Source organism: Herbiconiux dendrobii (assembly GCF_052048175.1).
Taxonomy (GTDB): Bacteria; Actinomycetota; Actinomycetes; order Actinomycetales; family Microbacteriaceae; genus Herbiconiux.
Genome location: NZ_JBLZQV010000011.1, coordinates 40560 through 64828, shown reverse-complemented (window position 1 = coordinate 64828; position 24269 = coordinate 40560). Strand labels below are relative to the sequence as shown.

The 24269-nt window shown below is 64.2% G+C and carries 22 protein-coding genes; 14 read left to right on the top strand and 8 right to left on the bottom strand.

Translation table 11 applies throughout. The annotated features are described in order from the left end of the window. Positions 1-9: 9 nt before the first annotated feature. Positions 10-237 carry a hypothetical protein gene (locus ACN4JJ_RS20750; RefSeq protein WP_440711790.1) on the bottom strand — a complete coding sequence of 76 codons (228 nt, stop codon included), beginning with the start codon at positions 235-237 and terminating at the stop codon, positions 10-12. Between the two features lie 134 nt (positions 238-371). Here ACN4JJ_RS20750 and ACN4JJ_RS20745 point away from each other — a divergent pair, with 134 nt between their 5' ends. Further along, positions 372-569 (top strand): hypothetical protein, encoded by a 198-nt coding sequence (locus ACN4JJ_RS20745; protein ID WP_440711789.1) that lies wholly within the window; start codon positions 372-374, stop codon positions 567-569. A 48-nt stretch (positions 570-617) separates the two neighbouring features. Here ACN4JJ_RS20745 and ACN4JJ_RS20740 read toward each other — a convergent pair whose 3' ends face one another. From ACN4JJ_RS20740 to ACN4JJ_RS20720, 5 genes are all read right to left on the bottom strand, one after another. Then, positions 618-2006: an aminotransferase class III-fold pyridoxal phosphate-dependent enzyme gene (locus tag ACN4JJ_RS20740; RefSeq protein WP_440711788.1), complete on the bottom strand. Its 1389-nt coding sequence runs from the start codon at positions 2004-2006 to the stop codon at positions 618-620. Further along, the gene (locus ACN4JJ_RS20735; protein WP_440711787.1) at positions 2003-2506 is read right to left on the bottom strand and encodes an HtaA domain-containing protein; all 504 of its coding nucleotides are present in this window, start codon (positions 2504-2506) and stop codon (positions 2003-2005) included. The genes ACN4JJ_RS20740 and ACN4JJ_RS20735 overlap by 4 nt, the downstream gene beginning before the upstream one ends. A 67-nt stretch (positions 2507-2573) precedes the next feature. Next, positions 2574-3692 carry an alanine dehydrogenase gene (gene ald, locus ACN4JJ_RS20730; RefSeq protein WP_440711786.1) on the bottom strand — a complete coding sequence of 373 codons (1119 nt, stop codon included), beginning with the start codon at positions 3690-3692 and terminating at the stop codon, positions 2574-2576. Between the two features lie 43 nt (positions 3693-3735). Continuing rightward, entirely contained in the window at positions 3736-5208 is a 1473-nt protein-coding gene (locus tag ACN4JJ_RS20725; RefSeq protein WP_440711785.1) for an aldehyde dehydrogenase family protein, read from the bottom strand. Further along, positions 5205-6308 (bottom strand): zinc-binding dehydrogenase, encoded by a 1104-nt coding sequence (locus ACN4JJ_RS20720; protein WP_440711784.1) that lies wholly within the window; start codon positions 6306-6308, stop codon positions 5205-5207. The genes ACN4JJ_RS20725 and ACN4JJ_RS20720 overlap by 4 nt, the downstream gene beginning before the upstream one ends. Before the next feature lie 190 nt (positions 6309-6498). On the opposite strand from ACN4JJ_RS20720, the gene ACN4JJ_RS20715 reads away from it, so the two are divergent. The 10 genes from ACN4JJ_RS20715 to ACN4JJ_RS20670 all read left to right on the top strand — a co-directional run bounded on the left by ACN4JJ_RS20715 (position 6499) and on the right by ACN4JJ_RS20670 (position 17795). Next, on the top strand, positions 6499-7221 hold the full coding sequence (locus ACN4JJ_RS20715) for a type 1 glutamine amidotransferase (RefSeq protein ID WP_440711783.1): 723 nt from the start codon (positions 6499-6501) through the stop codon (positions 7219-7221). A 214-nt stretch (positions 7222-7435) separates the two neighbouring features. After that, positions 7436-8959 (top strand): APC family permease, encoded by a 1524-nt coding sequence (locus tag ACN4JJ_RS20710; RefSeq protein ID WP_440711782.1) that lies wholly within the window; start codon positions 7436-7438, stop codon positions 8957-8959. Positions 8960-9172: 213 nt separating this feature from the next. Further along, on the top strand, positions 9173-10561 hold the full coding sequence (locus ACN4JJ_RS20705) for a glutamine synthetase family protein (protein ID WP_440711781.1): 1389 nt from the start codon (positions 9173-9175) through the stop codon (positions 10559-10561). A 41-nt stretch (positions 10562-10602) separates the two neighbouring features. Further along, the gene (locus tag ACN4JJ_RS20700; protein WP_440711780.1) at positions 10603-11367 is read left to right on the top strand and encodes an SDR family NAD(P)-dependent oxidoreductase; all 765 of its coding nucleotides are present in this window, start codon (positions 10603-10605) and stop codon (positions 11365-11367) included. Continuing rightward, positions 11367-12086, top strand: coding sequence for a gamma-glutamyl-gamma-aminobutyrate hydrolase family protein (locus tag ACN4JJ_RS20695; protein ID WP_440711779.1), 720 nt, complete (start codon positions 11367-11369; stop codon positions 12084-12086). The genes ACN4JJ_RS20700 and ACN4JJ_RS20695 overlap by 1 nt, the downstream gene beginning before the upstream one ends. Further along, entirely contained in the window at positions 12079-13254 is a 1176-nt protein-coding gene (locus tag ACN4JJ_RS20690; RefSeq protein ID WP_440711778.1) for a cytochrome P450, read from the top strand. The genes ACN4JJ_RS20695 and ACN4JJ_RS20690 overlap by 8 nt, the downstream gene beginning before the upstream one ends. A 1-nt stretch (position 13255) precedes the next feature. Further along, entirely contained in the window at positions 13256-13465 is a 210-nt protein-coding gene (locus tag ACN4JJ_RS20685; RefSeq protein WP_440711777.1) for a ferredoxin, read from the top strand. Beyond that, positions 13462-14610, top strand: a complete 1149-nt coding sequence (locus ACN4JJ_RS20680; RefSeq protein WP_440711776.1) for an NAD(P)/FAD-dependent oxidoreductase — start codon at positions 13462-13464, stop codon at positions 14608-14610. The genes ACN4JJ_RS20685 and ACN4JJ_RS20680 overlap by 4 nt, the downstream gene beginning before the upstream one ends. A 150-nt stretch (positions 14611-14760) precedes the next feature. After that, complete coding sequence (locus ACN4JJ_RS20675) at positions 14761-16131, top strand: aldehyde dehydrogenase family protein (RefSeq protein ID WP_440711775.1); 1371 nt, start codon at positions 14761-14763, stop codon at positions 16129-16131. Between the two features lie 35 nt (positions 16132-16166). Further along, positions 16167-17795, top strand: coding sequence for a diflavin oxidoreductase (locus ACN4JJ_RS20670; protein ID WP_440711774.1), 1629 nt, complete (start codon positions 16167-16169; stop codon positions 17793-17795). Positions 17796-17797: 2 nt separating this feature from the next. Here ACN4JJ_RS20670 and ACN4JJ_RS20665 read toward each other — a convergent pair whose 3' ends face one another. Then, positions 17798-19537: a helix-turn-helix domain-containing protein gene (locus ACN4JJ_RS20665; protein ID WP_440711773.1), complete on the bottom strand. Its 1740-nt coding sequence runs from the start codon at positions 19535-19537 to the stop codon at positions 17798-17800. Between the two features lie 216 nt (positions 19538-19753). Between ACN4JJ_RS20665 and ACN4JJ_RS20660 the strand changes: the two genes are divergently transcribed. From ACN4JJ_RS20660 to ACN4JJ_RS20650, 3 genes are all read left to right on the top strand, one after another. Next, positions 19754-20443, top strand: coding sequence for a winged helix-turn-helix transcriptional regulator (locus tag ACN4JJ_RS20660; protein ID WP_440711772.1), 690 nt, complete (start codon positions 19754-19756; stop codon positions 20441-20443). Positions 20444-20547: 104 nt separating this feature from the next. Beyond that, complete coding sequence (locus ACN4JJ_RS20655; RefSeq protein WP_440711771.1) at positions 20548-20967, top strand: PAS domain-containing protein; 420 nt, start codon at positions 20548-20550, stop codon at positions 20965-20967. 48 nt (positions 20968-21015) lie between these two features. After that, positions 21016-21810, top strand: a complete 795-nt coding sequence (locus ACN4JJ_RS20650; protein WP_440711770.1) for an MBL fold metallo-hydrolase — start codon at positions 21016-21018, stop codon at positions 21808-21810. Positions 21811-21883: 73 nt separating this feature from the next. Here ACN4JJ_RS20650 and ppsA read toward each other — a convergent pair whose 3' ends face one another. Then, entirely contained in the window at positions 21884-24253 is a 2370-nt protein-coding gene (gene ppsA / locus ACN4JJ_RS20645) for a phosphoenolpyruvate synthase (RefSeq protein WP_440711769.1), read from the bottom strand. Between the last annotated feature and the right edge of the window lie 16 nt (positions 24254-24269).

The window sequence follows — 24269 nt, the reverse complement described above, 5'->3', positions numbered from 1 at the left end:
CTTCCACCATCACGCCCTAGTGCCGTAGAAATGCGCGCGAAGCACTGCCACAGCTGCCTCGGGGCCCGTAAACGCTCCGAGATCGAATACGCGCGCAGTCTCGGCGTCGTCGGCATGACTTAACCGGTAGCCGTCTGACTCGCGTTCGACGCGCCATGGCATGTCCAATAGGGCGCCGTTCAATTCCTGGACAATCCAGTAGTGGTCATCCTCAATGCCGCGCGCGATGAAGAGCATGCGCCGATTATCCGCCCGCCGCCTGACGGCCAGTGCTGTTTCCTCGAGCGAAAACGGTCACCTTCACGGGACTGTGACGAACCAACAAGGCTGGCATCGCATCAGCGCTGCTGAACTCTGCCCAGCAGATCGGCGTGGCCCTCGGCCTGACGGTCCTCGCCACCGTCGCTGCTGCCACAGCCGGAACCCCGGCCGTAGTAACCAGCGACCTCGTCGGGGAATACCAGGTTGCTCTTCTCACCGCAGCAGCCATCCTTTTCGCCGCCGCGATCGTCGGCGCACTAATGCTGAACAAATCCGCATTAGATGCCGCCTCCGCACCATCGCAATGAACTCCCACGCACGCGCGTCTCTGTCAGCGGGCGCGCGATAGGTAATTTTCAGGGCTCTTCTAGAGTGAAGGCGTTCCCCGTCCTTTCTGACCACGCATCCATGTGAGACGCCATGGCGTTCAATGCGTCCCCCAACGTTCGAAGTAGCCGCTCCACCTCGCAACTGGTGATGCTGAGTGGCGGACAGACAATCGACGCGTTATTGAGCGGGGCGATGCCGCCGGGATACACCATCAAGCCTCGCGAAAAGCATTCCCTGACGAACACGTCAGCGGTGTTGAGGTACGCGGGTGGTGGTGTCTTGCGGGCTGCGTCTACAACGAATTCGAAGCCCCACAGCAGCCCGCGTCCGCGCACGTCGACCATGAACGGGAAGCGTGCTGCCAGCTGGCGCAGCCCCTGTTCAAGTTGCGCGCCGCGTTCGCGCGCGTTAGCGAGGAGACCGTCACGTTCGATCACATCGAGCACGGCGAGGCAGGTCGCTGCACCGAGCGGGTTGTTGGAGAAGGTGTGACCGAAAGGTGCTACCCCTGTCCCGTCTCGGATCGTGTCGACCATGTGCTGGCGCAGCAGAACCCCAGCCATCGGCGAGTAGCCGCCGCTGATCCCTTTGCCGAAGATAACGATGTCAGGGACGACATCCTCGGAGCTGCAGGCGAACCACTCCCCGGTTCTTCCGATAGCGGTAATCACCTCGTCCAGGATGAGAAGGATCTCGAGTCTGTCGCACACCTCCCGCAGGTGACGCAGATACCCGCGCGGCGGGACAAGAACACCACCCGCGGCACCCACGATGGGTTCGACGATGATGGCGGCGACCGTGGATGGATCCTGCGCGATGACAGCTGTTTCGAACTCCTCGGCCGCGCGAACCGCATAATCGTCCTCGCTCTCACCGTCCCGAGCGTGCCGGTACGAGTACGCGGGAGCCGTGGCCGGGAATGAATGAAGCAGCGGCCCGTAATCCGGGCGTCGCGCCGCATGACCGGACATCGACAGGGCACCCATGGTCATGCCGTGATAGCTGACCTGACGCGAGAGGATTTTTGCCTTCGCCGGCTGACCCTTCTCGCGCCAATGATTCACCGCCGCGCGGATGGCGAACTCGGATGCCTCCGATCCGCTATTGACGAAGAAGGTGCTGTTGAGGTCGCCCGGTGCCAGCTCGGTGAGACGCCGGGCGAGGTTCTCGGCGGGGACGTTGGTGAACTGCGTGCGGTAGGAGAACGCGACCTGCTCCGCTTGCGCTGCAGCCGCTGTGGCGACCTCCTTGACCCCATGTCCGATGCTCGCCGTCATCGCACCGCTGCAGGCATCGAGGTACTCGCGACCGCCCGTGTCATACAGGTAGACCCCCAAGCCGTGCGTGACGACTGGGTAGTCGGCGTCGACGCGCTGCTTGAGCAGGGCTGAGGGCTGACGTGCGTCGTTGATCACTGATCCCCATCCTTCACCATCGTGGCGGGGACACGAATGGTCAACGGTGCGAGCTGCTCATCCTCTGGGTAGGTGCCGCCGAATAGGTCCGGACCACTGCCAGCCAGTCGAGCAACGGTGTCCAGCCACATAGCGACGTCGTTGTCGATGATCAGGGGAGGAAGGTCAAGTTTGGTGATGAGCTCCTCCTTTTCGCCCCACCGAACGCTGAGAGCACCCTCTCCACCGACGATCCGGATGAGAGGGTCGGAGATGGTGACGCTCAGTACCCCCCGATGGGCGGTGAACCGCACCTCACCGGCGAAGGACAGAACGAGTGCGCCTTCGATCCGGGAGGCGTCCTCGAGCGGGAAGTAGAACTGCCCCGTGCTCGCGACCGCCGCGCCACCGCCCCAGCGGATAGCACCGTCGTTCATTCCGCGGATGTACTGGAGGAACGAGTCCTTCACACTCCAGGCCAGGCCGAGGTCGGCGCGAGCGGTGAACGGTGATGGCTGCATGGGGTCTCCCTAGGAATGTGACCGGGGGTTAGGGCGCGGCAAGGCGGTTCTCGCCGCGCCCTGTCGCTTACGCGGCGACGGCCTCTTCGATTGTGGAGGTCTCCTTGCTGTGGGCCTGCCCCACAGGCGCGTTGGTAAGCATTCCGGCGTGCGTGTTCAGCCCCTTCGCCAGCGCAGGGTCGGCACTGAGAGCGTCCTTCCAACCCTTATCCGCGAGGGCAATAGCGTAGGGCAAGGTGGCGTTGGTGAGCGAGATCGTCGACGTGCGCGGAACCGCTCCCGGCATGTTCGCCACGCAGTAGTAGACGGCGTCGTGGACAGGGAACGTCGGGTCGTCGTGGGTGGTGGCGCGAGAGCCTTCGAAGCATCCACCCTGGTCTATTGCGATGTCCACGAGCACAGACCCAGGGCGCATCGCGGCGACCATCTCGTCGGTCACAAGCTTCGGAGCCGCGGCGCCGGGGATGAGCACCGAGCCAATGACGAGGTCCGCGTCCGCCAGGGTTTCGGCGATGGTGTACGGGTTGGATCTCAGCGTCGTGACATGACCTCCGAAGCGAGCGTCAAGGTAACGCAGTCGGGGAAGGTTCACGTCGAGGATGGTCACGTCCGCTCCCAGTCCCAGGGTCATCGCCGCCGCATGCTCTCCCGCCACGCCTCCGCCGATGACGACCACCTTGCCCTTCGGAGCTCCCGGGACGCCGCCAAGGAGCAGGCCTCGGCCTCCCGCGGTTTTCATCAGCTGGTTCGCGCCAACCTGGCCCGACAGCCGACCCGCGACCTCGGACATCGGCGACAGCAGTGGCAGGCTTCGGTCGGAGAGTTGGACGGTCTCGTAAGCGATGGCTGTCGTCCGGCTGGCCAACAGCGCATCCGTGAGCGGGGCGTCAGCGGCCAGGTGCAGGTAGGTAAACAGGACCTGGTCTTCCCGCATTCGGGAGTACTCGCTTCGCACTGGCTCCTTGACCTTGAGGATGAGGTCGGCGTCGCCCCACACCGTCTCGGCTTCAGGGACGATGAGGGCACCAGCGACGAGGTACTCGTCATCAGAGAACGCGCTCCCGGTGCCGGCACCGGCCTGCACCACGACGCGGTGACCATGGGAGACCAGCTCAGCGACGCCTGCGGGAGTCGCGGCGACCCGGTTCTCGTTGTTCTTCACTTCAGCGGGGATGCCGATGATCATGATTCCTGCTTTCCTACCCCTGCGCTGCAGAGGGTATTGACTGTCATAGGGGAAGATCGGGGGAGTCCACGCCGACGACACGTCGGCCTTGGTAGAAGGCGACACCCTGCGCGGGCCCATGGCCGCCGACGCCGGAGGTGTCCCAAAAGGTCTGCTCAGATCCGTCGGCAAGATCTGCCATGTGCGTGCCGTTGATACGGACCTCTCCGGCTCGGACGCGAGCCCCGACCTTGAGGGCAGTGTCCTCGTCACGACCGAACACGAATCCGTCCAAGCCGCCCCCGGTGCGGTTGGCTTCGACGATCGCCTCTTCAACGGAGGGGACCATGTGGAGGGTCAATGCCGGGCCGAACAGCTCATCGGCTGCCGCTGCGGCCGGCAGTCCCGAGACAACGGCGGGGGCGAAGAACCATCCGTCGAGCTCGGGCACAGTGCCCGCTCGATGAACCTGCGCTCCGGCTTCCGCATACTCGGCCAGCTGCTGCTCGAGGCGGTCGCGATGGCGGCGGTAGGCCAGCGGCCCGAGATCGCAGTCGTTGTCGAAGCAGTTCCGGATTCGCAGCGTCTCCGCTTCGGCTAGGAGGGCCTCGAGGAGGTCGTCGTGCAGCTCAGCGGGAGCGAGAACCTTTCCCGGAGCTTCGCACCATTGACCGTTCAGACGCGTCATCCCAGAGATAAGATGCCGCGCGGTCGCGGCGATGTCGGCGTCGGGGAGAACGATGGCGGGGTTGTTCGACCCCAGTTCCAGCTGCGTGACCGCGAGGTTCTCCGCCGCGGCGCGGGCGACGGCGCGACCGGCGGTGAGGCCGCCGGTGAAGGTGATGACCCGTACGCGCGGGTCGTTGGAGAGCGCAGACCCGACTTCAGCGGCACCGTGCACCAGCTGCGCCACCCGAGTGTCGACGCCGTGCACGGGCAGAGTGTCCACGAGGTGCTCGAAGGTGACCTGGGCGCCGGAAGGAGTCCATTCCGATGGTTTAAGGATGACGGGTGAGCCAGCACCCAGTGCGGCGGCAACCTTCGATACCGCTACGAAGGTGGGAGCGTTCCAGGGTGCAAGCACCAGGGTTGGTCCGAGCGCTCGGTTCAGCAGGCGTACCCTGCTGGCCTGGCCGCCGAGCGGCTGCCCGTCTCCGAGAGCGCGGGCCTGCTCGGCGATTCCGCGCACACGGGTGCCGAGGGATGATGCGAGGATGCGCGTGGTGCGGATCGGGTTGCCCGTCGATACGGCATCCTGAAGCGCGATCTCCTCGACGATCTCGTCCAGTCGTGCCGCCCACCCTTCGAGGAGCTGCACGCGCGTGGCGACGTCGACGTCCTGGAGGAGGTCCTCGTCGTATGCCCTCTGTGCTGTGGAGAGAGCGTCCTCGACGTCGGTGAGTGATGCGCTCAGTTGGCCGCATCGTGTCTCTCCGGTGTTCGGGTCGCTGAGGACTCCGAGAACGCCGTCGGCGTCGCGCCAGGCACCTTCGATGAAGGAGCGGGTGCGGATGACGGGGGCGTGGTTCTCAGTCATGCGGTTCTCCTGAGGTCGACGACGGTGCGGATGGAGGCGGGTGAGCGCATGGCCTCGAACCCGGTGTTGATGTCCTCTAACGTGACGACTTCGGTGACCATGGATGACAGGTCCAGTCGTCCGCTCTTGGCGTGGTCGACGAGGAACGCGACATCAGCGAGGAACCTGTTCGCGCCCATGTAGGCGCCCTGGATGCGCCGGCTTCCCTCGATGAGCGAGGCCGCGTCGATGGGGATGGTGCTATCGACGGGCATGAGCCCGAGGATCGTTGCGACGCCGCCTGGTGCCAGGACGGAGAACGCCAACTCGGCGGTCTCGGGCCGACCCACGGCTTCGAACGCGCGCGTCACACCCCCAACGGTCAGAGCCAGAACCTCGGTCCGGACGTCGTCCGCGGCGGAGATGACGTCTGTGGCGCCCAGGGCACGCGCCAGAGCGAGCTTGTCGTCATGAATGTCTACCGCGATGATGCGGCGTGCCCCGCTGATCCGCGCGCCTTGAATAGCAGCCATTCCTACTCCACCGCACCCGATGACGACAACGGTGTCCGATGCGGAGACGGACGCCCCATGGACGACGGCGCCAACACCGGTGCTGATGCAGCAGCCGAGGAGGCAGGCCAGTTGTGGGTTCAAGTCCGCCACGACGGCGAGGGACGCCTCAGGGACCACAATAGCTTCCGCGAACGCGCCGATAGCGCCCAGAGCGATGACGGGGCGGCCATCGGCGTCCACGAGCAGTGCGTCCGGGCGACGGCGGAGTTCCGACACTCGCTCGCAGAGCGTGGGGTTGCCAGACACGCACTCGGGGCAGGAGCCGCAGCTCGGCGTGACGGTGGCGACGACCCGGTCTCCCACCGCGATACGGGTGACGCCGACACCGACACGCTCCACACGTCCAGCGACCTCGTGCCCAAGAACCGCAGGTGTGGTGATGGGTAGCGAGCCCGTGATGTAGTGCAGGTCGCTGTGGCACAGGCCCGCAGCCTCCACGGTGACCAGAACCTCACCCGGGCCTGGCTCATCGAGGTAAAGCGTCTGTAGCTGCAAGGGCTCGCCGGGCGCAGTCAACACTGCGGCCTGAATGGGAATGCGGCTCATGGTGTCCTCACGTCGAGCGTCTCTGAATCGACTCCCCGCATACTCTCCGACCGCCCCCAGGCATGGGGGTGCGGTATGCACGTTGATCCGGTTTGCACATGTGCCGAAACGACATTCGTGGTGTCGTCCGACGTGCTGATGTCAGGTAGGAGGACCCGACTATTCGGGGACGACGGGGATGGAGAAGCCGATGACAACGAGCGCAACGGGCACGATGACGACCGTACTGGTCGTTCAACCCGACAAGAAGGACGATCTGCAGCGATTGGGCCAGTGGCTGGAGAGCGAAGATGTCGCTGTTCGGCTGATTCAGCCCTTCCGCGGGGAAGCGATCCCGACCGAACTGCACGAGGACGGTCTCATCGTCCTTGGCGGAAGCATGAACGCCTCGGATGACGAGGCGTTTCCCTGGCTGGCCGAGATCAGGACGCTGCTCCGCCTCGCCGTCGAGCGCCAGCTGCCGACACTGGGTATTTGCCTCGGCGCTCAACTCCTGGCCCGGGCAATGGGCGGCGACGTACGCCCAGGTGAGGCGGGTCTTGAGTGCGGTGTTGTGGAAGTGACGTGGATGTCCGCCGCCGAGGGTGATGAGCTGGTGGGAGAGCTCCCGGAACCTTTCTCGGCTGGAAGCATGCACTTCGACGCCATCCGCCGTCTGCCTGGAGGGGCGGTACTGCTCGGGGTCGGTAGCACCTACCCCCACCAGGTCTTCCGCATCGGCCGAGCATGGGGGGTGCAGTTTCACCCTGAGGTCACACCCGGATGTTTCAGGTCCTGGGGGTCAGCTGTGGCGGCAGTGGAGCGTGCCGGCTATGAGCAGATGGCGGACAGCTTCGAGCAGAGGGACAGCATCGTCCACGCCAACAACGAGGCGCTGGCGCGAAGTTTCGCTCGAGTGCTCCGGCGAGGCTGAACGGGATCGGCGTCTGCACATACCGTTGTGCGAGCCGATAGGCCGGGTGCACATACGAGGTTGTAACGATAGGCACTTCGTCACACCGAGCCGGCGCTTCGCCTTCGCTACGTTGCCCAAATCCCAACAGTTCGAGGGCGAGCTCTGGATCCATGAGCGTCACCCGACGAGGACGACCTACTGATGCACCACGCACTGAGAGGCGAACCGACCCATGGCGACAAACTCCATCCCGCGACGCGGGACAGCTGAAGCCTCGACGAACCTGCTGAAAGGTTCGATTCGATTCTTCACAATCGTATTAATGGTGACGGCGGCAGCGGCACCGCTTGTCGTCGTCTCCACGTATATCCCGATCTCCTTCGCATTTGGTTCGGGACTCTCTGTCCCCCTGACCTACGTCGCGGCCACACTCATCCTCCTCATCTTCGCGGTGGGCTTCGCGCAGATGGCCAAGCGGATCACAGCATCGGGAGCGTTCTATAACTTCACCACCCAGGGCCTGGGCAGACCCCTCGGGCTTGGAGCAGGTTGGGTGGTCACGGCGGCATACAGCATGATCGTCCCCGCCATCAGCGGCGGGTTCGGCTACTTCTTCTCTGAAATGTTGAAGAACTACCTCGGCCTCGAGGTGCCGTGGTGGGCGTGCAGCATCTTCGGGGTGGCCGTCATGTACGCCATCTCCTACTTCAAGGTCACCGTCGCCGGCCGGGTGCTCGGCATCGCCCTGGGCCTCGAGTGCCTGGTGGTGTTCTTCGTTGCTTCCGCTGTCATCGTCCAGGGTGGAGCGCAAGGTCAGATGCCGGAAGTGTTCAACCCCGCAGGCTGGATCGCGGCTCCCGCCATCGGCATCGGCTTCTTCTTCGCGTTCTGGTCGTGGATCGGGTTCGAGACCACCGCCATCTACGGGGAGGAGACCACGGATCCGAAGAAGTCCGTGCCCAAGGCGACCTACATCGCCGTCATCACGCTTGGCGTGTTCTACACCTTCGCCGCCTATGCGGGCACCGTTGGGTTCGGAAACGACACCGTCAACCAGGGAGGTACCCTCCTCGGGGAGTACTACTTCGTACTTGCCGACATGTACACCTGGCATTTCGTGAGAGTGTTGATGGACTTCCTGGTCATCACAGGCTTCTTCGCGTGCGCGTTCGCCTTTCACAACAACGCCTCCCGGTACCTGTTCTCCATGGGGCGGGATCACATCCTGCCCGCGAGCTTGGGCCGCACCCACCCGCGTCACAAGTCGCCCTACATCGCCAACGGGGTGCAAGCGGTCATCGCCATCATCGTGATCTCGCTCTTCGCGCTCGGAGGTGCGGATCCGCTCCTGCAGCTGGGTGGATGGTTGCCGATTTTCTGCACCGCCGGGGTCGTCTTCGTGCAGCTGCTGGTATCGCTGGCCGTTATCTTCTACTTCAATCGTGTGGGCCGCAGAGGTGCCGGCGACTATTGGAAGACACTCATCGCTCCCATCATCGGTGTGGTCGCGCAGGCCATCGTGCTGGTCCTGCTGGTGATCTACATCCCCTTCCTCGCCGGCTCAGACGTCATCGTCGTGAACCTAATACCGGTGTACGTGGCTGCCATCGCGATCGCCGGAATCGTCTACGCGCTGTACCTGCGACGGAGAGACCCGCAGCGGTATGCCCGAATCGGCAAGATTTACGACGAGGAGGAACAGCCAGACGCGTTCGCTGTCCCACTCGAACGCGATGAGGCTGGTACCACCGCTTAGCGTTCACGCGGCGGACGATGGGCTGTGCCCGGGCGCTGTGGCATGCCCGGGCACAGCCCTAGCCTGTCTCGGGGGACGTCGACTCGTCCTGCACCGGCCTCTATAGAAGCATGTGCACCTCGCACATCCATTCCCTCGGCACCCGCCGTAACTTCACTACACGATCCCGTTCTCCACCCATAGGGGAGCGAAGACGGAAGAAAGGCTCCATATATGAACAACGAGGTTCCTGCCGACGACCAGAAGCGCTTTGTCGAAGCCTTCGTCAAGGAGCACGACATCAGGGTCTTCAAGATCGGTGCCGTCGACATCGACGGCCTCTGGCGTGGCAAGAGACTCTCGGCGCCATACTTCGTCGAGGCGGCCTATTCGGCCGGAACGAACATCTGCAACATCCTCTTCGGGTGGGACATCCAGGACGTGTCGATCCCCGATCTGACTTTCACGGGCTGGCACACCGGTTACCCGGACGTCAACCTCCGTCCCGACCTCAGCACTCTGCGACTGGCGCCCGGAGAACCAGGAGTCGCCTCCGTCATCTGCGACATCTACCAGCCCGACGGTTCGCCCCTCGCCATCTCGCCCCGGGGAGTGCTCAGGCGAGTCGTCGACCGCGCGAACAACCTCGGGTTCGACCCGATCTGTGCATACGAGTTCGAGTTCTACCTCTTCGAAGGCAGCCCGCGCGAGCTCGCCCGGAAGTCCTTCCGGGACCTCGAACCGATCTCGAACGGCAACCACACCTACAGCGTCTACCGCGACACCGGCACCGACTACGTGGTAGGCCTCATCCGGGACCGTCTCGCCGAGCAGGGCGTGTTCATCGAAGCCAGCAATAGCGAGCATGGTGCCGGCCAGTTCGAGGTGAACATCCACTACGGTGACGCGGTCCGAGCTGCCGACAGTGCGCTCATCCTCAAGAACACCGTCAAGGAGATCGCTGCCTCACAGGGTCTGACCGCGTCGTTCATGGCCAAGGTCGATCCGCACCATGCAGGATCATCTGGTCACGTCCACCAAAGCCTTCTGCGGCAGGAAGACAACGCGGCCGTCTTCGCCAACCCCACCGACTCCACGCGCCTGAGCGATGACGGCATGGCCTATCTCGCAGGGCTGGTCGCTGGTACCCGCGACTTCACCGCGATCTACCTCCCGACCATTAACTCCTACAAGCGCGCCGAGGGCGGCCAGTGGGCCGGGTCGAGTTCCACGTGGGGCCTGGACAACCGCACGGTCGCCATCCGAAGCATTCCCTCGTCAGGTCCCGCGGCACGTGTGGAGAACCGGGTCGCAGGCGCGGACGCCAACCCCTACCTCGTCCTGGCCGCGAACATCGCCTCAGGCCTCAGCGGCTTGGAGCAAAAGATGTCGCCCCCACCTGCCGTGGTCGGCAACGCCTACGCCCAGGAATTCGATGCCTCGGTGCAGCTGCCCGGCAGCCTCGACTCCGCCACCGAGGTCTTCGCCGCCAGCGACTTGGCGAAGGAGTACTTCGGGGAAGAGTTCGTGCGTCACTACACGCAGACCCGCCGGTGGGAGGTCCGGCAGTTCCGCACCGCCGTCACCGACTGGGAGATCGCACGCTACCTCGAGCACGTCTGAACCCACCGATATCCGACCGCATCCATCAGTTAGGAACATCCATGAGCAATCGACTTGAAGGGCGCTTTGCCGCCGTCACCGGAGCAGCCTCGGGCAACGGCCGCGCCATTGCAGAAAAGCTCCTCGCCGAAGGTGCCCGTCTGGCCGCCATAGACCTCAACCCGGAGGCTCTCGAGAGCGTCTTCGGTGACCGTCCCGAGGTCGTGCGCGTGCAGGCGAACGTCGCCGACGAGGACTCGGTACGCGCCGGTTTCTCACAGATCGGCGACGCGTTCGGGCAGCTCGACGTCCTCGTCAACAACGCCGGCATCGTCAAGTTCGGCACGTTCGAGAACCTCTCCGTCGCGGAATGGGATCAGGTCTTCGCCGTGAACTCCACCGGACCGTTCATCGTCTCCCGCGAAGCGTACGGACTTCTCCGCGCCGGCTCCGGGGAGCACACCCGCTCTATCGTGAACATCACCTCGGTGGAGGCTCACATCGTTATCTCCAGCAGCGGACACCCGCAGATCCACTACAACGCATCCAAGGGCGCCCTGCTGCAGCTCACACGTGCTCTCGCAGTGGAAACGGCTTCCTCCGGCATCCGCGTCAACGCAGTCGCCCCCGGCTTCATCGAGACCCCCTTCACCACAGAAACCCTTGGCAACGAAGAGGTCCGGAACTGGCTCCTGGAGCGCACCCCGATGGGTCGCATCGGCAAGCCCGAGGACGTCGCCAATGGAGTCGCCTTCCTGTCCTCCGATGAGGCCAGCTGGATCACCGGAACGACCCTGTTCGTCGATGGTGGATGGACGATCTACTGATGTCTGCTCCCCTCATTGCCGTCACCGCGGAGCGCAGTGAACAACGCTCCGCCTTCGGCCCCCGGGACTCCACCATCCAGGTGATGAACTACACCGAGGCGGTCGTATCTGCCGGTGGACGCCCGGCGCTGCTTCCCGCGACCGAAACAATCCCAAGTGACTTGCTCGACGGATTCGACGGACTTCTGCTCACCGGCGGCGGAGACCTCTCCCCGGAGATGTACGGACAAGAGCCGGACGAGAAGGTCTATGGCGTTAGCGTCTACCGTGACCGGTTTGAGACTGCGCTCGTGGCCGATGCACGCGAGCGAGGCATCCCCGTTCTCGCGATCTGCCGAGGCCTGCAGCTCATCAACGTGCTACGAGGTGGATCTCTCATCCAGCATCTGGACGGCCACTGGCAGACCAGGCCGTCGGACGAGCCGGACCACGACATCTTCGTCGAACCTGACTCCCAACTGTCGAAGATCATCGGCGGGACCGTAATGGACGTCAACAGCTACCACCACCAAGCTGTGGACCGACTCGGTGACGGGCTGCGCGTCACTGCGCGTTCGGGTGCGGTAATCGAGGCGTTCGAGGACGCCAACCAGGATCTCGTCGCTGTGCAGTGGCACCCCGAGCACTTGTTCCGGACCTCTGCAGACAACCACGCGCTCTTCGACGATCTCGTTGCGCGAGCTCGAGCACACAAGGAAAGGAAAATGGCTCATGTCTGACCGACAGTCGGTTGTCGACTTCGACTTCCACGGGAAGGCCCTGGACACGATCTTCGACGACTACAAGACAATGCACGAGTCCGAGCCGGTCGGGCACAGCTCGAAGTACGGCGGGTTCTGGTACATCTCTAAGAGCGAGGACATCTTCGAAGCCGAGCAGGATCCGGAGACCTGGGCGGTCGGGCCGTCCATGCTTCTGCCGTCCTTCGGCACGGAGATGCCGCTCATTCCCATCGACATCGACCCTCCGACCCATGCCGGGTTCCGCAAGATTCTGCTGCCGATGTTCACCCCGATGGCCATCAATAAGCTCGAGCCGGGTATGCACACCACCGCGCAGGACCTCTCCGACGAGGTCAGCGCCGCACTCGGCGAGTCCGACGTAATTGACGCGTCGGCGTTGTTCGCTCGACCCTACCCGACCATCATCTTCAGTCGCCTGGCCGGATACCCGGAAGCAGACTGGCCGATGTTCGACCAGTGGATCGATGACATCATCTATGAGCGGACGAAAGACCCGAAGAAGGCCACCGCGGCAGGGGACGACCTCATCGCCTACGTCAGGCGCCTGATCGACGACAGCCGCGCGGGCGGCAACCGCGAAGGCATCATGGGGGACCTGCTGGACGCCACCGTCGACGGCCGGCCCCTCACGGACGACGAGATCATCTCTTACGGCTATCTGCTGTTCCTCGCTGGACTTGACACGACGGCATGGGCCATCCGGTCCTCGCTGTGGTACCTCGCCGGCAACATCGAAGCCCAGAACCTGCTGCGTTCGGACCCGGACCGCATCTCCGACGCCGCGGAGGAGTTCCTGCGGACGCTGTCGCCGGTCCAGGGCATGGCTCGTACCTGCAGGAAGGACACTGTCGTCAGCGGCCAAGAAATCAAGGCCGGGGAGCGTGCCGTACTCGTCTTTGGGGCAGGAAACCGTGACCCCGAAGTCTACGACAACCCCAACGACATCGACATCACGCGCGAGAACAACCGTCACCTGGCCTTCGGCGGCGGAATCCACCGGTGCCTTGGGTCCAACCTCGGTCGTAAGGAGCTGGTGATCTCCCTCGAGCACTTCCTGGCGACCATTCCCGAGTTTGAGCTTGCGCAGGACGAACCTTGGCATGGGGTCGGTCCACTGCGTCTGCGCCTGACAGGAAGGTCGTGACATGGCTGAACTGTGGGTAGACCCGGCTCGCTGTCAAGGCCACGCGCGCTGCTATATGATCGCGCCGGACACCTTCCTCATCGACGACGAGGGGTACGCCCATGTCGTTAAAGGGCGCGAGGGCTCCTACGAGGAGGAGCACGTGAAGAAGGCCATCAGGAACTGCCCCGAAAGGGCGATCAAGATCGTCGGAGACGAAGTCGCATCATGAACGCCGAATTGGTGGTTGTCGGGGCGTCCGTAGCATCGTCGGCGTTCATCGAGCGTCTCCGCGAACTCGGCGACACGCGAAGCGTCGTCGTCATCGACGCGGACCCGGACGCCCCGTACGACAGGCCGCCGGTATCCAAGCATTTCCTGCGTAACGGTGACCTTGAGGACATCGCCGTGGACTGGTCGGACTTCGATGTCACCCTGGTGCATGCCCGCGCCACCGGCGTCGACACCGACAGGCGCAGCCTGGTGCTGGATGACCAGAGCGCCGAAACCATGACGGTGAACTACGAGCAACTTGTCATCGCCACAGGAGCGCTGCCCGCCAGGCTGGCCATCGAGCCCGAGGACACTTTCGTGCTTCGGTCCGCAGAAGACGCTCGGCATCTGCGGGCTCACACCGACACGGGTCAGTCCGTGATTATCATCGGCGCCGGAGCCATCGGCGTTGAGCTGGCATCGTCGCTGGCCTTCCGAGGCTCACCCGTGACGCTCATCGACCGCGCAACGGGCCCGTTGGAACGCCTGCTCGCTGGTCACCTCAGCGAGCAAACCACGGCTTGGCTCGAGGCGGCCGGCGTCCGATGCATCTGGGAGGCGTCGCTGTCCGCCATCAGGCACGACGACCAAGGCTGGGTAGTCGAGCTCGCCGATGGGGTGCATGTCGGAGCGGACGTCCTCGTCAGCGCCGTCGGCGCCCGGCCTGCGGTGACGTGGATGTCCGACAGCGGGCTCCTCACCGATGGGCAGCTCATCGTCGATGAGACCGGGCGAGTGCTTGCCCCTGGTGGTACGCGTGAGGACATCTTCGGCATCGGTGACGCCATCACCAGGCGTCGGGATGATGGCAGTCTGCTGCGGACGGAGAGCTGGGCTGCAGCGAGAGAGCACGCCACGCAGTTGGCGGAGACACTCAGACACGCTGAGTCTGCGCCAGTGGGAAAGCCGTACTTCTGGACCGAGGTTGCCGGCCGCATGGTGCAGGTGGTGGGCACTCTGACTGCCGGGGCGAACCTCACGCTGGAATCTTCCAACCCCGCGCGGGAGGCGGCGCTCTACCGGGTGGACGGTTACAACGGAACCCACGCCTGGATCGGCGTGAACTCGCAGCCGCGGATCGCCAAACTGCTGCGCGAGCCGTAGCAAACAGGCGCGACGGAGCGAAAGGGTCATGTGCGTGACGCACATGACCCTTTCGCATGCCGTGCTGCACGCACTCAGCAGGCCAGTCATCTGTAGTGAAGAGTGACGCAACGGCGTGAAATCAGCGACCGACCATTGGAACGAGGATCGATGACGAACCAGACCATTCCCGTGTGGAACCCCGCAACCGAAGCCCAGTTCGACTCGGTTCACGCCTTCACCCACGGTGAGGTAGATGAGGCCATCACCCGCGCTTTGGAAGCGCAGAAGGCATGGGCGCGACTGCCCCTTGGGCGCCGCCAGCAGTTTATGTACGAGCTCGCCGAACTCATCGCCGAGCATCGAGACGAGCTCGCTCAGCTCGAATCACAGGACGTCGGCAAACCCATCCGCGCGGCCCTGGCCGAAGCGGAGAGTGTGGCCGGTGTGTTTCGGTACTACGCCGGCACCATCGACAAGCTCACCGGCGAGACCATCCCCGTCGATGGCGGCATCGCGATGACGTTCCGGGAGCCCATCGGCGTTGTCGGAGTCATCACGCCGTGGAACTTCCCCCTCCCCATCGCCAGCTGGAGCATCGCCCCGGCGCTGGCGGCCGGCAACTCGGTCATCCTCAAGCCCGCAAGCATGACTCCGTTGACCGCACGACGGCTGGGAGAGCTTGCAGCGACGGTCTCACCGGTTCCCGACCTGCTCCAGGTGGTTACCGGAAGCGGCTCAGAGGTGGGAGCCACCCTCATCGAGGACCCCCGAGTGGGCAAGATCAGCTTCACCGGCTCCACCGAGGTCGGGCGTTCGATCCTGACCTCCAGCGCGACGACCATGAAGCGGGTCACGTTGGAGCTGGGCGGAAAATCGGCGAACGTCGTCTTCGCAGACGCCGACATCGACAAGGCCGCGGCGGCAGCGCCGTGGGCGGTGTTCGATAACACCGGTCAGGATTGCTGCGCCCGAAGCCGGATCCTGGTGGAACGTTCCGCCGTCGACCGTTTCTTGGAGGGCTTCATCGACGCCACACGAGCGCTGCGCATCGGTGACCCCGCCTCCCATGACACAGACCTCGGACCTCTGGTGTCCGCGGAACACAGGAACACGGTGCGTTCCTTCCTGGACAGCAGTCTCGATGTCGTCTACTCCGGTGACGCCCCCACCACGCCCGGGTACTGGATGGCGCCACAGATCGCGCTGGACCCGACCGGATCCACGCGCGCTGCGCGGGAGGAGATCTTCGGTCCTGTCGCTGTCGTCATCCCCTTCGACACCGAAGAGGACGCCATCCGTCTGGCCAACGACTCCATCTACGGTCTCAGCGGCTCCATTTGGACCAGCGATGTGGGCCGAGCGCTGCGGGTCGCCCGGGGCGTGGAGAGCGGGACCTTGTCGGTGAACTCCAACTCCTCCATCCGCGTGCAGGTCCCCTTCGGCGGCTTTAAGCAGTCCGGAATGGGGCGAGAGCTGGGCATGGAAGGTGTCCGCGGGTTCACCGAGCACAAGTCTGTGTTCATCAGCACCGCGTCATGAGTACTGCAACGGGAGCTCAGGAGGGACAGGGAGCCGTGAACGACACGCAGATGGATCAGCTAACCATTCTGTTCGGCAGCCAGACAGGCAACGCCGAGTACCTCGCCCACCAGATTCACGGGAAAGCTGTCAAAGCTGGCAACGAAGTCGGTCTGGCGTCGATGGAGGACTGGCTGCAGGCTGGCCGGCCTGACGTCAAGCGCCTGCTCGTGGTAACGTCCACCCATGACAACGGGCACATGCCCGACAATGCCGCCGAGTTCTGGGACTACCTCCAAGGGCTCGAGGTCGGCTCATTGGAAGGTTTGCCGTACGCGGTGCTGTCCATCGGCGACTCGATGTACGACGACTTCTGCAAGGCAGGACACGACATCGACACCCGCCTAGAGGAGCTCGGAGCTGTCCGGGTCGTGGAGAGCGTGGACTGCGACATCGACTTCGAGTTCAGTGCCGGACGGTGGGCAGGGCCGGCCGTGGAGGCGCTTCTCGCCGCCGAGGGCTGGGAGGGCATGGTCCCCGTCAGCGCAGAGCCGGCAGGTGCTGGCCGTCCCGTAGCCGCGGAGGAGCGGCACCTGGCACGCATCGCCGAGAGCAGGCGACTGTCCCAAACCGGGTCCGAGAAGTCGGTGATGCACTACGAGTTCTCCTTCGAGGACAGCTCGTTCGACTACGAGCCCGGCGACTCCCTCGCGATCTACCCCACCAACCCTGATGGGCTCGTCGAGGAGTGGGTGAAGCACTTCGGTGACCCCGACGTCCCCTCCGGTGACAGCCGCAGGCCCCTGCGCGATGTCCTCCGAGAGGAGGTGGAACTGCGACTACCGCATCCGGGACTGGTGGTAGGCCTCTCCGAGATGAAGCCGGGCAGCGACGCGATAGGCCGGGTCATCCAGATGATTCAGTCCGGAGATCGCGAACGGCTCGACTCCTGGTTCTGGGGCCGTGACGTGCTGGACGTGTTGACCGTTCTAGGGTGCCTGGATCTGCCCATCAGCGACATCCTGGCCGAGCTCCGGCCGCTCCAGCACCGTGACTACTCCATCTCCTCAAGCCCCCGGGGAGATGACGGCCGCGTGCACATTACCGTCAGCGAGGTCGGCTATCCCGGGCACCGCGGGGCCTACCAGGGCGCCGCCACCCGGTTCCTCACCGAACGCGCCGACGACGGAGACGTCTTCGCCGTCCGTCGCCTCCCCGCGCACGAATTCCGCCTCCCCGCCGAGGACGTCCCGGTCATCATGATCGGTCCGGGAGTCGGGGTGGCACCATTCAGGGCCTTCCTCAGGCACCGCCGAGCCACCGGCGCGTCAGGACGCAACTGGTTGTTCTTCGGCGACCAGCATCGCGAGTACGACTGGCTGTATGAGGACGAATTTGCGCAGTACCAGACGGAGGGTCTTCTGACGACCCAGAGCGTCGCGTTCTCCAGGGATCAGGCTCAGAAGCACTACGTGCAGGATGAGATGCTGCGCTCTCGCGACGAGCTCCTGGACTGGATCGATGCCGGCGCGTACGTGTTCGTATGCGGGGACAAGACGCGCATGGCACCCGATGTGGACCGCGCACTCATGACGATCCTCGCGCGAGAAGGCGCAGTGACCGATGGCGCCGCTGCTCTGTCTGAGCTCAAGAGCGCGAACCGGTACGTCAAAGACGTCTACTGAGGTCACACCCGTGTCGAGGGTCGCAGCCGCTCCACTCGAGCGGAGGCGACCCTCGTCGCCAACGTCAGCGTCGGCCAGTCGGAGTACGCGTCCAGGGACAACCCGAGCACCTGCTCGATGCGCTGCATCCTCTGCCGGAGAGTGTTGCGGTGGATGACTAGCCGGACGGTGGTCTCATTGACTGAGCCGCCGCAGCTGGCCAGCACCGACAGCGTCTTGACCAGCTGCGCGCCCTGCTCCACGTCGTACCGGATCAGCGGCTCGAGGACGCCCACCATGGCGACGATGCCCGGAACCATCACCCGGACGACATCCGTCAACGCGAGCACCTCTCTCACCTCTTCATGGGTCGCCATCGTCACCGCCGCAGACCGGTCGTACGCCTCACACCACTCCAACGCGCTGTGGGCGTCCGTGATGGCTCGCCGGATCTGATGGGACGTGGACGCGATGCTGCCGACGCCGATGCTGGCGCGGAGTCCTACATCCTGAGCCAGCTTCTGAGTCGCGTTCAGTAGCTGATGAGGCAGGTCGGGGGAGAGCCGCCCGCCGGGCGCGTCGACGAGGATGAGACCCCACGTGGAGTGCAGAAGCACCACGGACCGTGAACCTGCCGCCGACGCCAGAGCGTCCTTGAGGTTCCGGCTGACGGCCTCCCAATCACCTCGCACTCCGTGGACACGGATGAGCACGGGGCAGGAAGGACCCTCGATGCCCAGCTCGCGGTAGACACGAGCTGCCTCGGCATCGTTCTGAGCGAAACGCAGTCGAGTCGCGAGTGACGCGCCGACAGAGTTGACGTCGACGGCTTCCAGCATCACGCCCAGTTGCATGGCGAGAGCGCTCAACCGTTCGAAATCCCGGGGCCGGAAGCGGGACTTCCGGTAGCACGAGAGGATACCGCGAGAAGCCCCGACTCCGAGGGAGATGGAAGTGCTTTCCAACCCCGTGCAGTACTGGTCCAGGCTCGCCTGAGCCGCGGCGCGGGAATGAGTAGACCACAGGCGATGTTGACCCTGCTCAGACCGGAACGCGAACATCGTCGGCGTGGCTCCGGCCTCACGCTGACTGATGTACTCCAGCACACAGACCTCAGCGTCGAGTAAGCCGAGGATGCGGTCCGTGGCGAACTGCATGCTCGCCACCAGAGATGTCCGGGTCGCTGTCGGGAAATCCAACAAGAAGTGGGCGCTGGCGGACTGCTGAGCGAGGTTGTCCACTGTCTCGGCTCGCACCATACCGCTGGCGAGAAGACGGCCGACCTCGACGGAGATAGCGAGCTCATCATCACCGAACGCGTCGTTCTGCATCGAGTAGAGCGCGAAGACTCCTCGAAGCTGGTTCTGGCCGTCTGCGATGGGGACGGCGAGCACCGACTTGAACTCATCCTCCTCGATGGCGTCGAATCTGATGAAGCGAGGATCCAGGTGCAGGTTCTGGCCGATGTTGACGGACTGCTGTCGCAGCGCCGCCCAGCCCGCTATCCCCTCGCCCAGCCGCAGGCGGATTTCGTCGATACCGGTCTGCTGCGGCACGTTCGTAGCCACACGCAGGACCAAGCGCTCCTCCTCCTCGTCCCACAGATAGACGAACACGGCCGCGGTATCGGTAGCCCGAGCGACCAGGTCCACAGCCTCCTCCGCCAGTTCGACCGGTCCGAGCCCGGCGGTGAACAGGGTGACGAGCTGAGACAGGACCGCTGCTCGCCGCTCCGCGAGCATGACCTTGCGTTCATCGACCACAGGCAGTTCCTTCCCAGAGCGTGAACACTGCCAGCTCAACTATGAGACTTTATGCGTCCTGCTGATAGCCGGACTGTGCCGCGCCACCCCCGGAGTGCCCAAACATGTGCACTACGCACATAGTACGTGAAGGTGTGTATGCGAGATTCGAGCATCGGAGAGAGAAGAGCTATCATCTCGCCGAACGATGGAACGGACCTTCGGCAGACGGTGGACATGACTTCTTTGCACACTCTCCCTCGGCTAGACGGCCAGGACGACGGGTGGAACCCCGTCACCGAGTTCTGCCCGGTGTCCATCGGAGCTCGTCTGATCGCGGACCGCTGGACAGTTCTCATCGTTCGGGAGATGCTAATGGGGATTACCCGGTTCAACGCCATCCACCGGGCGCTTCCGGCGCTGTCACGCAGCCTGCTGTCCTCCAGGCTCAGATACCTCGAACGTATCGGCGTGCTCCAGCATGCAGTGCAGCGGGGGGAGTACCGGTTGACAGAATCGGGACTTGCCCTCCGCCCCGTCCTGGAGGCGTTAGGCGTGTGGGCGCTGGACTGGCGTCTTCCTCCGAGCTCCGATGCGGAATTGTCCATTTCCACCCTACTGTGGCAGATGTACCAGGGACTTAATCGGGAGGCCCTGCCGCCGATCGAGTTGGATGTGGCGTTCCATTTCCCGCACTCCGCGCAACGGCATGCCTACATCTACGTGCATGAGAAGAGCTCGGGGGCCTGCATTGGAGTGCCCGAACGCGAGCCCTCCCTGACCGTGACCGTCGAAGCCGAGGTGCTCAACGAGTTGTGGTGGGGCAAACGCAAGTGCGCGGTGGCCATTGCCGCCGGTGATATCGGATTCGAGGGGCCCAGCGATCTCGCACGCGCCTACCCCACCTGGTTCAGCGCTAGGCCCTGAAGCCGCACAGTACAGAAACAGGACTGGCATTAGTCGGCGCGCCCCTGCTCGAATCAGAGATGAGGAAGAACGCCTTCCTCGCATTCTCTCGAGAAAGGCTCGCCATGTCCGACACCCCCCGACCCGCCCCGGACTTCCAGCGCATGTTCGAAGCGCTGCCCAACCAGTACATCGTGGTCGACCCGCAACGACTGGTCGTCGCCGCGACCGATTCCTTCCTTGCTGCCACCGTGAAGGAACGGGACCGCATCATCGGACGTGACATTCTGGATGTGTTCCCCGACAATCCGGACGACCCCACCGCGAACGGGACCACGGTCCTGCGAGAGTCGATCGAGAGGGTCGTCCACACCAAGCAGCTCGACGTTTTGCAGCCTCAGCGCTACGACATGGAACTAGCAGATGGCTCTTTTGAAGTCCGTTACTGGCAGCCGCTGAACGCGCCCGTTCTCGACGCTCAGGGCGACCTGCTGTACGTCCTCCACGCCGCCGAGGACGTGACCGCGGCGATGACCGAGCGGTGAAGGCGGTGAGGCGCCGGTACACATCTTGGACTGTCTGCAACGCTTCCCATGCGGTCGACTAACGTTATGTCAATCTCAGTCACTCTCGTCGGCGGACCCACAGCGGTCCTCGACGTCGCCGGGCTCAGAATCATCACTGACCCCACGTTCGATGCACCCCAGGTGTATCACCACCCCATCGCTGGTCCCGTCACTAAAAAGACCGGACCCGCGTTCACCCCGGAGGAGCTCGGTCACATCGATGTCGCCCTGGCTTCCCACGAGCACATCGACAACCTCGACGTGTCCGGACGTGGCTTCCTCACCATGGTGCCGAAGGCTTTCACGACCACGCAGGTCGCTGAGCAGTTCGGACCCAACGTCGTCGGTCTGACCGACTACGAATCGGCGACGGTGCCGCTTCCCGACGGGGGCGAGCTGAAAGTGACGGCTGTTCCCGCGCACCATGGGCCTGACGAGGTGTGGCCGGCGCTGGGACCGGTCGTCGGGTTCATCCTCGAAGGGCCTGGTGTTCCCACGATCTACGTCAGTGGTGACAACTCGGAGCTGGACATCGTCGAGGAGATCGCTCAGCGGTACCCCTCGGTGGACGTCGCTGTGCTGTTCGTCGGAGGTGCGAAGTTCGACGTCATCGCCGACGGCAGCTACATCACACTCAGCAACGAGCGCGCCGTTCAGGCTGCACGGCTCCTCGGGGCGCCGAAGGTCATCGCCGTTCACGAGGACAGCTGGGAGCACTTCAGCCAGAACGCGGAGCAGATCCGCGCTCTGTTCGAGAGCGAGGGTCTCGGCGATGCCATCGTCGCACTGCAGCCGGGGGAGTCGGCCACCCTCGACCTCTGAACCCTGACATGAAGAAGGGGGGCCACCGGACATCCCGTCGGTGACCCCCCTTTGCTGTGCTGCGGTGACTGCGTCAGGATCGGGTAGCCAGCCGGAGCCAGGTGTCCAGGACCGTGTCCGGGTTCAAGGACAGCGAGTCGATGCCCCTATCGGTCAGCCACTCGGCGAGATCGGGGTGGTCACTGGGTCCCTGCCCGCAGATGCCCACGTACTTGCCCTTCCTCCGGCAGGCGTCGATAGCCATCGAGACCAGGGACAGTACGGCGGGATCGCGTTCGTCGAACCGGTCTGCGACCAGGGCGCTGTCCCGGTCCAACCCCAGCGTCAACTGCGTGAGATCGTTTGAGCCGATGGAGAAACCGTCGAAGTGCTCCAAGAAGGCATCAGCGAGCAGTGCGTTGCTCGGAAGCTCGCACATCATGATGACCTTCAGCCCGTTTTCCCCTCGACGCAACCCATTGTCGGCGAGCAGCTGCACGACCGAGGTAGCTTCCTGGACAGTCCGGACGAAGGGGACCATCACCTGCACGTTCGTCAGTCCCAGCGTGTCACGGACATACGTCAACGCCTCGCACTCCATCTTGAAGCACTCGAGGAAATCCTTGGACAGGTATCGGGAGGTTCCTCGGTACCCGATCATCGGGTTCTCCTCCGACGGCTCGTACAGCTGACCCGCGAGGAGGTTGGCGTACTCGTTCGACTTAAAATCGGAGAGCCGGACGATGACGGGGGCCGGGTCGAATGCGGCAGCGATCATGGCGACACCTTCGGCGACGCGGGTGATGAAGTAGTCCCGAGGGCTGGAGTATGCGCTGGTGCGCTGCAGCACTTGCTCGCGCAGTTCCGGTGGCAGCGACGGCGTGTCCAGCAGCGCCCGGGGATGGATGCCCACCTGGCGGTTGATGATGAACTCCAACCGCGCTAGCCCCACCCCCTCGTTGGGTAGGCGCGAGAAGGCGAACGCCTGATCCGGGGAGCCGACATTCATCATGATCTTCACCGGCACCTCGGGCATCCGGTCCAGGTGTGTTTGCTCCTGAGCGAATTCCAACCGGCCGGCGTATATGACGCCGGTGGCGCCCTCCGCGCAGGACACGGTTACGTCGCTGCCCTCGGGCAAGGTGGTCGTCGCGGATCCTGTGCCGACCACGGCGGGGATCCCGAGCTCACGGGCGATGATGGCAGCGTGGCAGGTGCGGCCGCCCCGGTTAGTGACGATGGCGGAGGCGCGCTTCATGATAGGTTCCCAGTCTGGGTCCGTCATGTCGGCGACGAGCACATCTCCCGGGTTGAACTCTCCCATCTGCCCCGCGTCCTTGAGCACCCGCACGGGGCCCGCGCCGATCCGCTGGCCGATGGCGCGTCCTTCGATGAGTACGGGGCCGCTTCCCTGCAACCGGAAACGCGTGAGCGTGGTCGCGTCCTCGCGGGACACCACCGTCTCGGGTCGAGCTTGGACGATGTAAAGCAAACCGTCCGAGCCGTCCTTGGCCCATTCGATGTCCATTGGTCGGCCGTAATGCTCCTCGATGACAAGGGCATGTCGTGCGAGCTCCTGGACTTCGTCGTCGGTGATGGAGAACCGTCGCTGGTCGGAGAGGGGTACATCCACGAAGGCCGTACTGGCGCCTGCCTCCACGCTGTCGGTGTAGGTCATCGCGATTGCCTTCTCGCCGAGCGACCGGCGAAGTATGGCGGGTCGTCCAGCGCGAAGGGCCGGCTTGTAGACGTAGAACTCATCCGGGTTCACCGCACCCTGGACGACCGCTTCACCGAGGCCATAGGAGCTTGTCACGAACACGGTTCTGTCGAAGCCGGATTCGGTGTCGATGGTGAACATCACGCCGGAGGATGCGACGTCGGAGCGCACCATCCGCTGAACGCCGGCGGAGAGCGCGACGTCGTCGTGCGCGAACCCGTGGTGGGCACGGTATGCGATGGCCCTGTCGTTGTAGAGGGACGCGAAGACCTTCCTGATGGCGGTGAGGACGTTATCGATACCGGCGATGTTGAGGAATGTCTCCTGCTGGCCTGCGAAGGAGGCATCGGGCAGGTCCTCCGCGGTCGCGCTCGAGCGGACTGCCCACGACACCTCGGCGATGGGGTACTTCTCACCGAGCTCATCAAAAGCGCTCCGGATGTCGCGTTCCAAGTCCGCGGGAAGCGGGTGCGTCTCGATCCAGCCTCGGACGGCCTCGCCCACCTGTGCCAGCTCCGTCACGTCCTCGACGTTCAGCGAGGCGATGGATGAAGCGATCCGTGCGCGAAGGCCGTCATGTTCAAGGAACCGCCGGTAAGCGTCAGCGGTCGTGGCGAAACCCGGGGGGACACGAACGCCGAGCGTGGTGAGATGGGACACCATCTCACCTAGCGACGCGTTCTTGCCACCGACGTGGGGGAGGTCTGGCATACCGATTTTGTCGAACCAGAGGATGTTGCTCATAGGTCTCCTTGGGAGG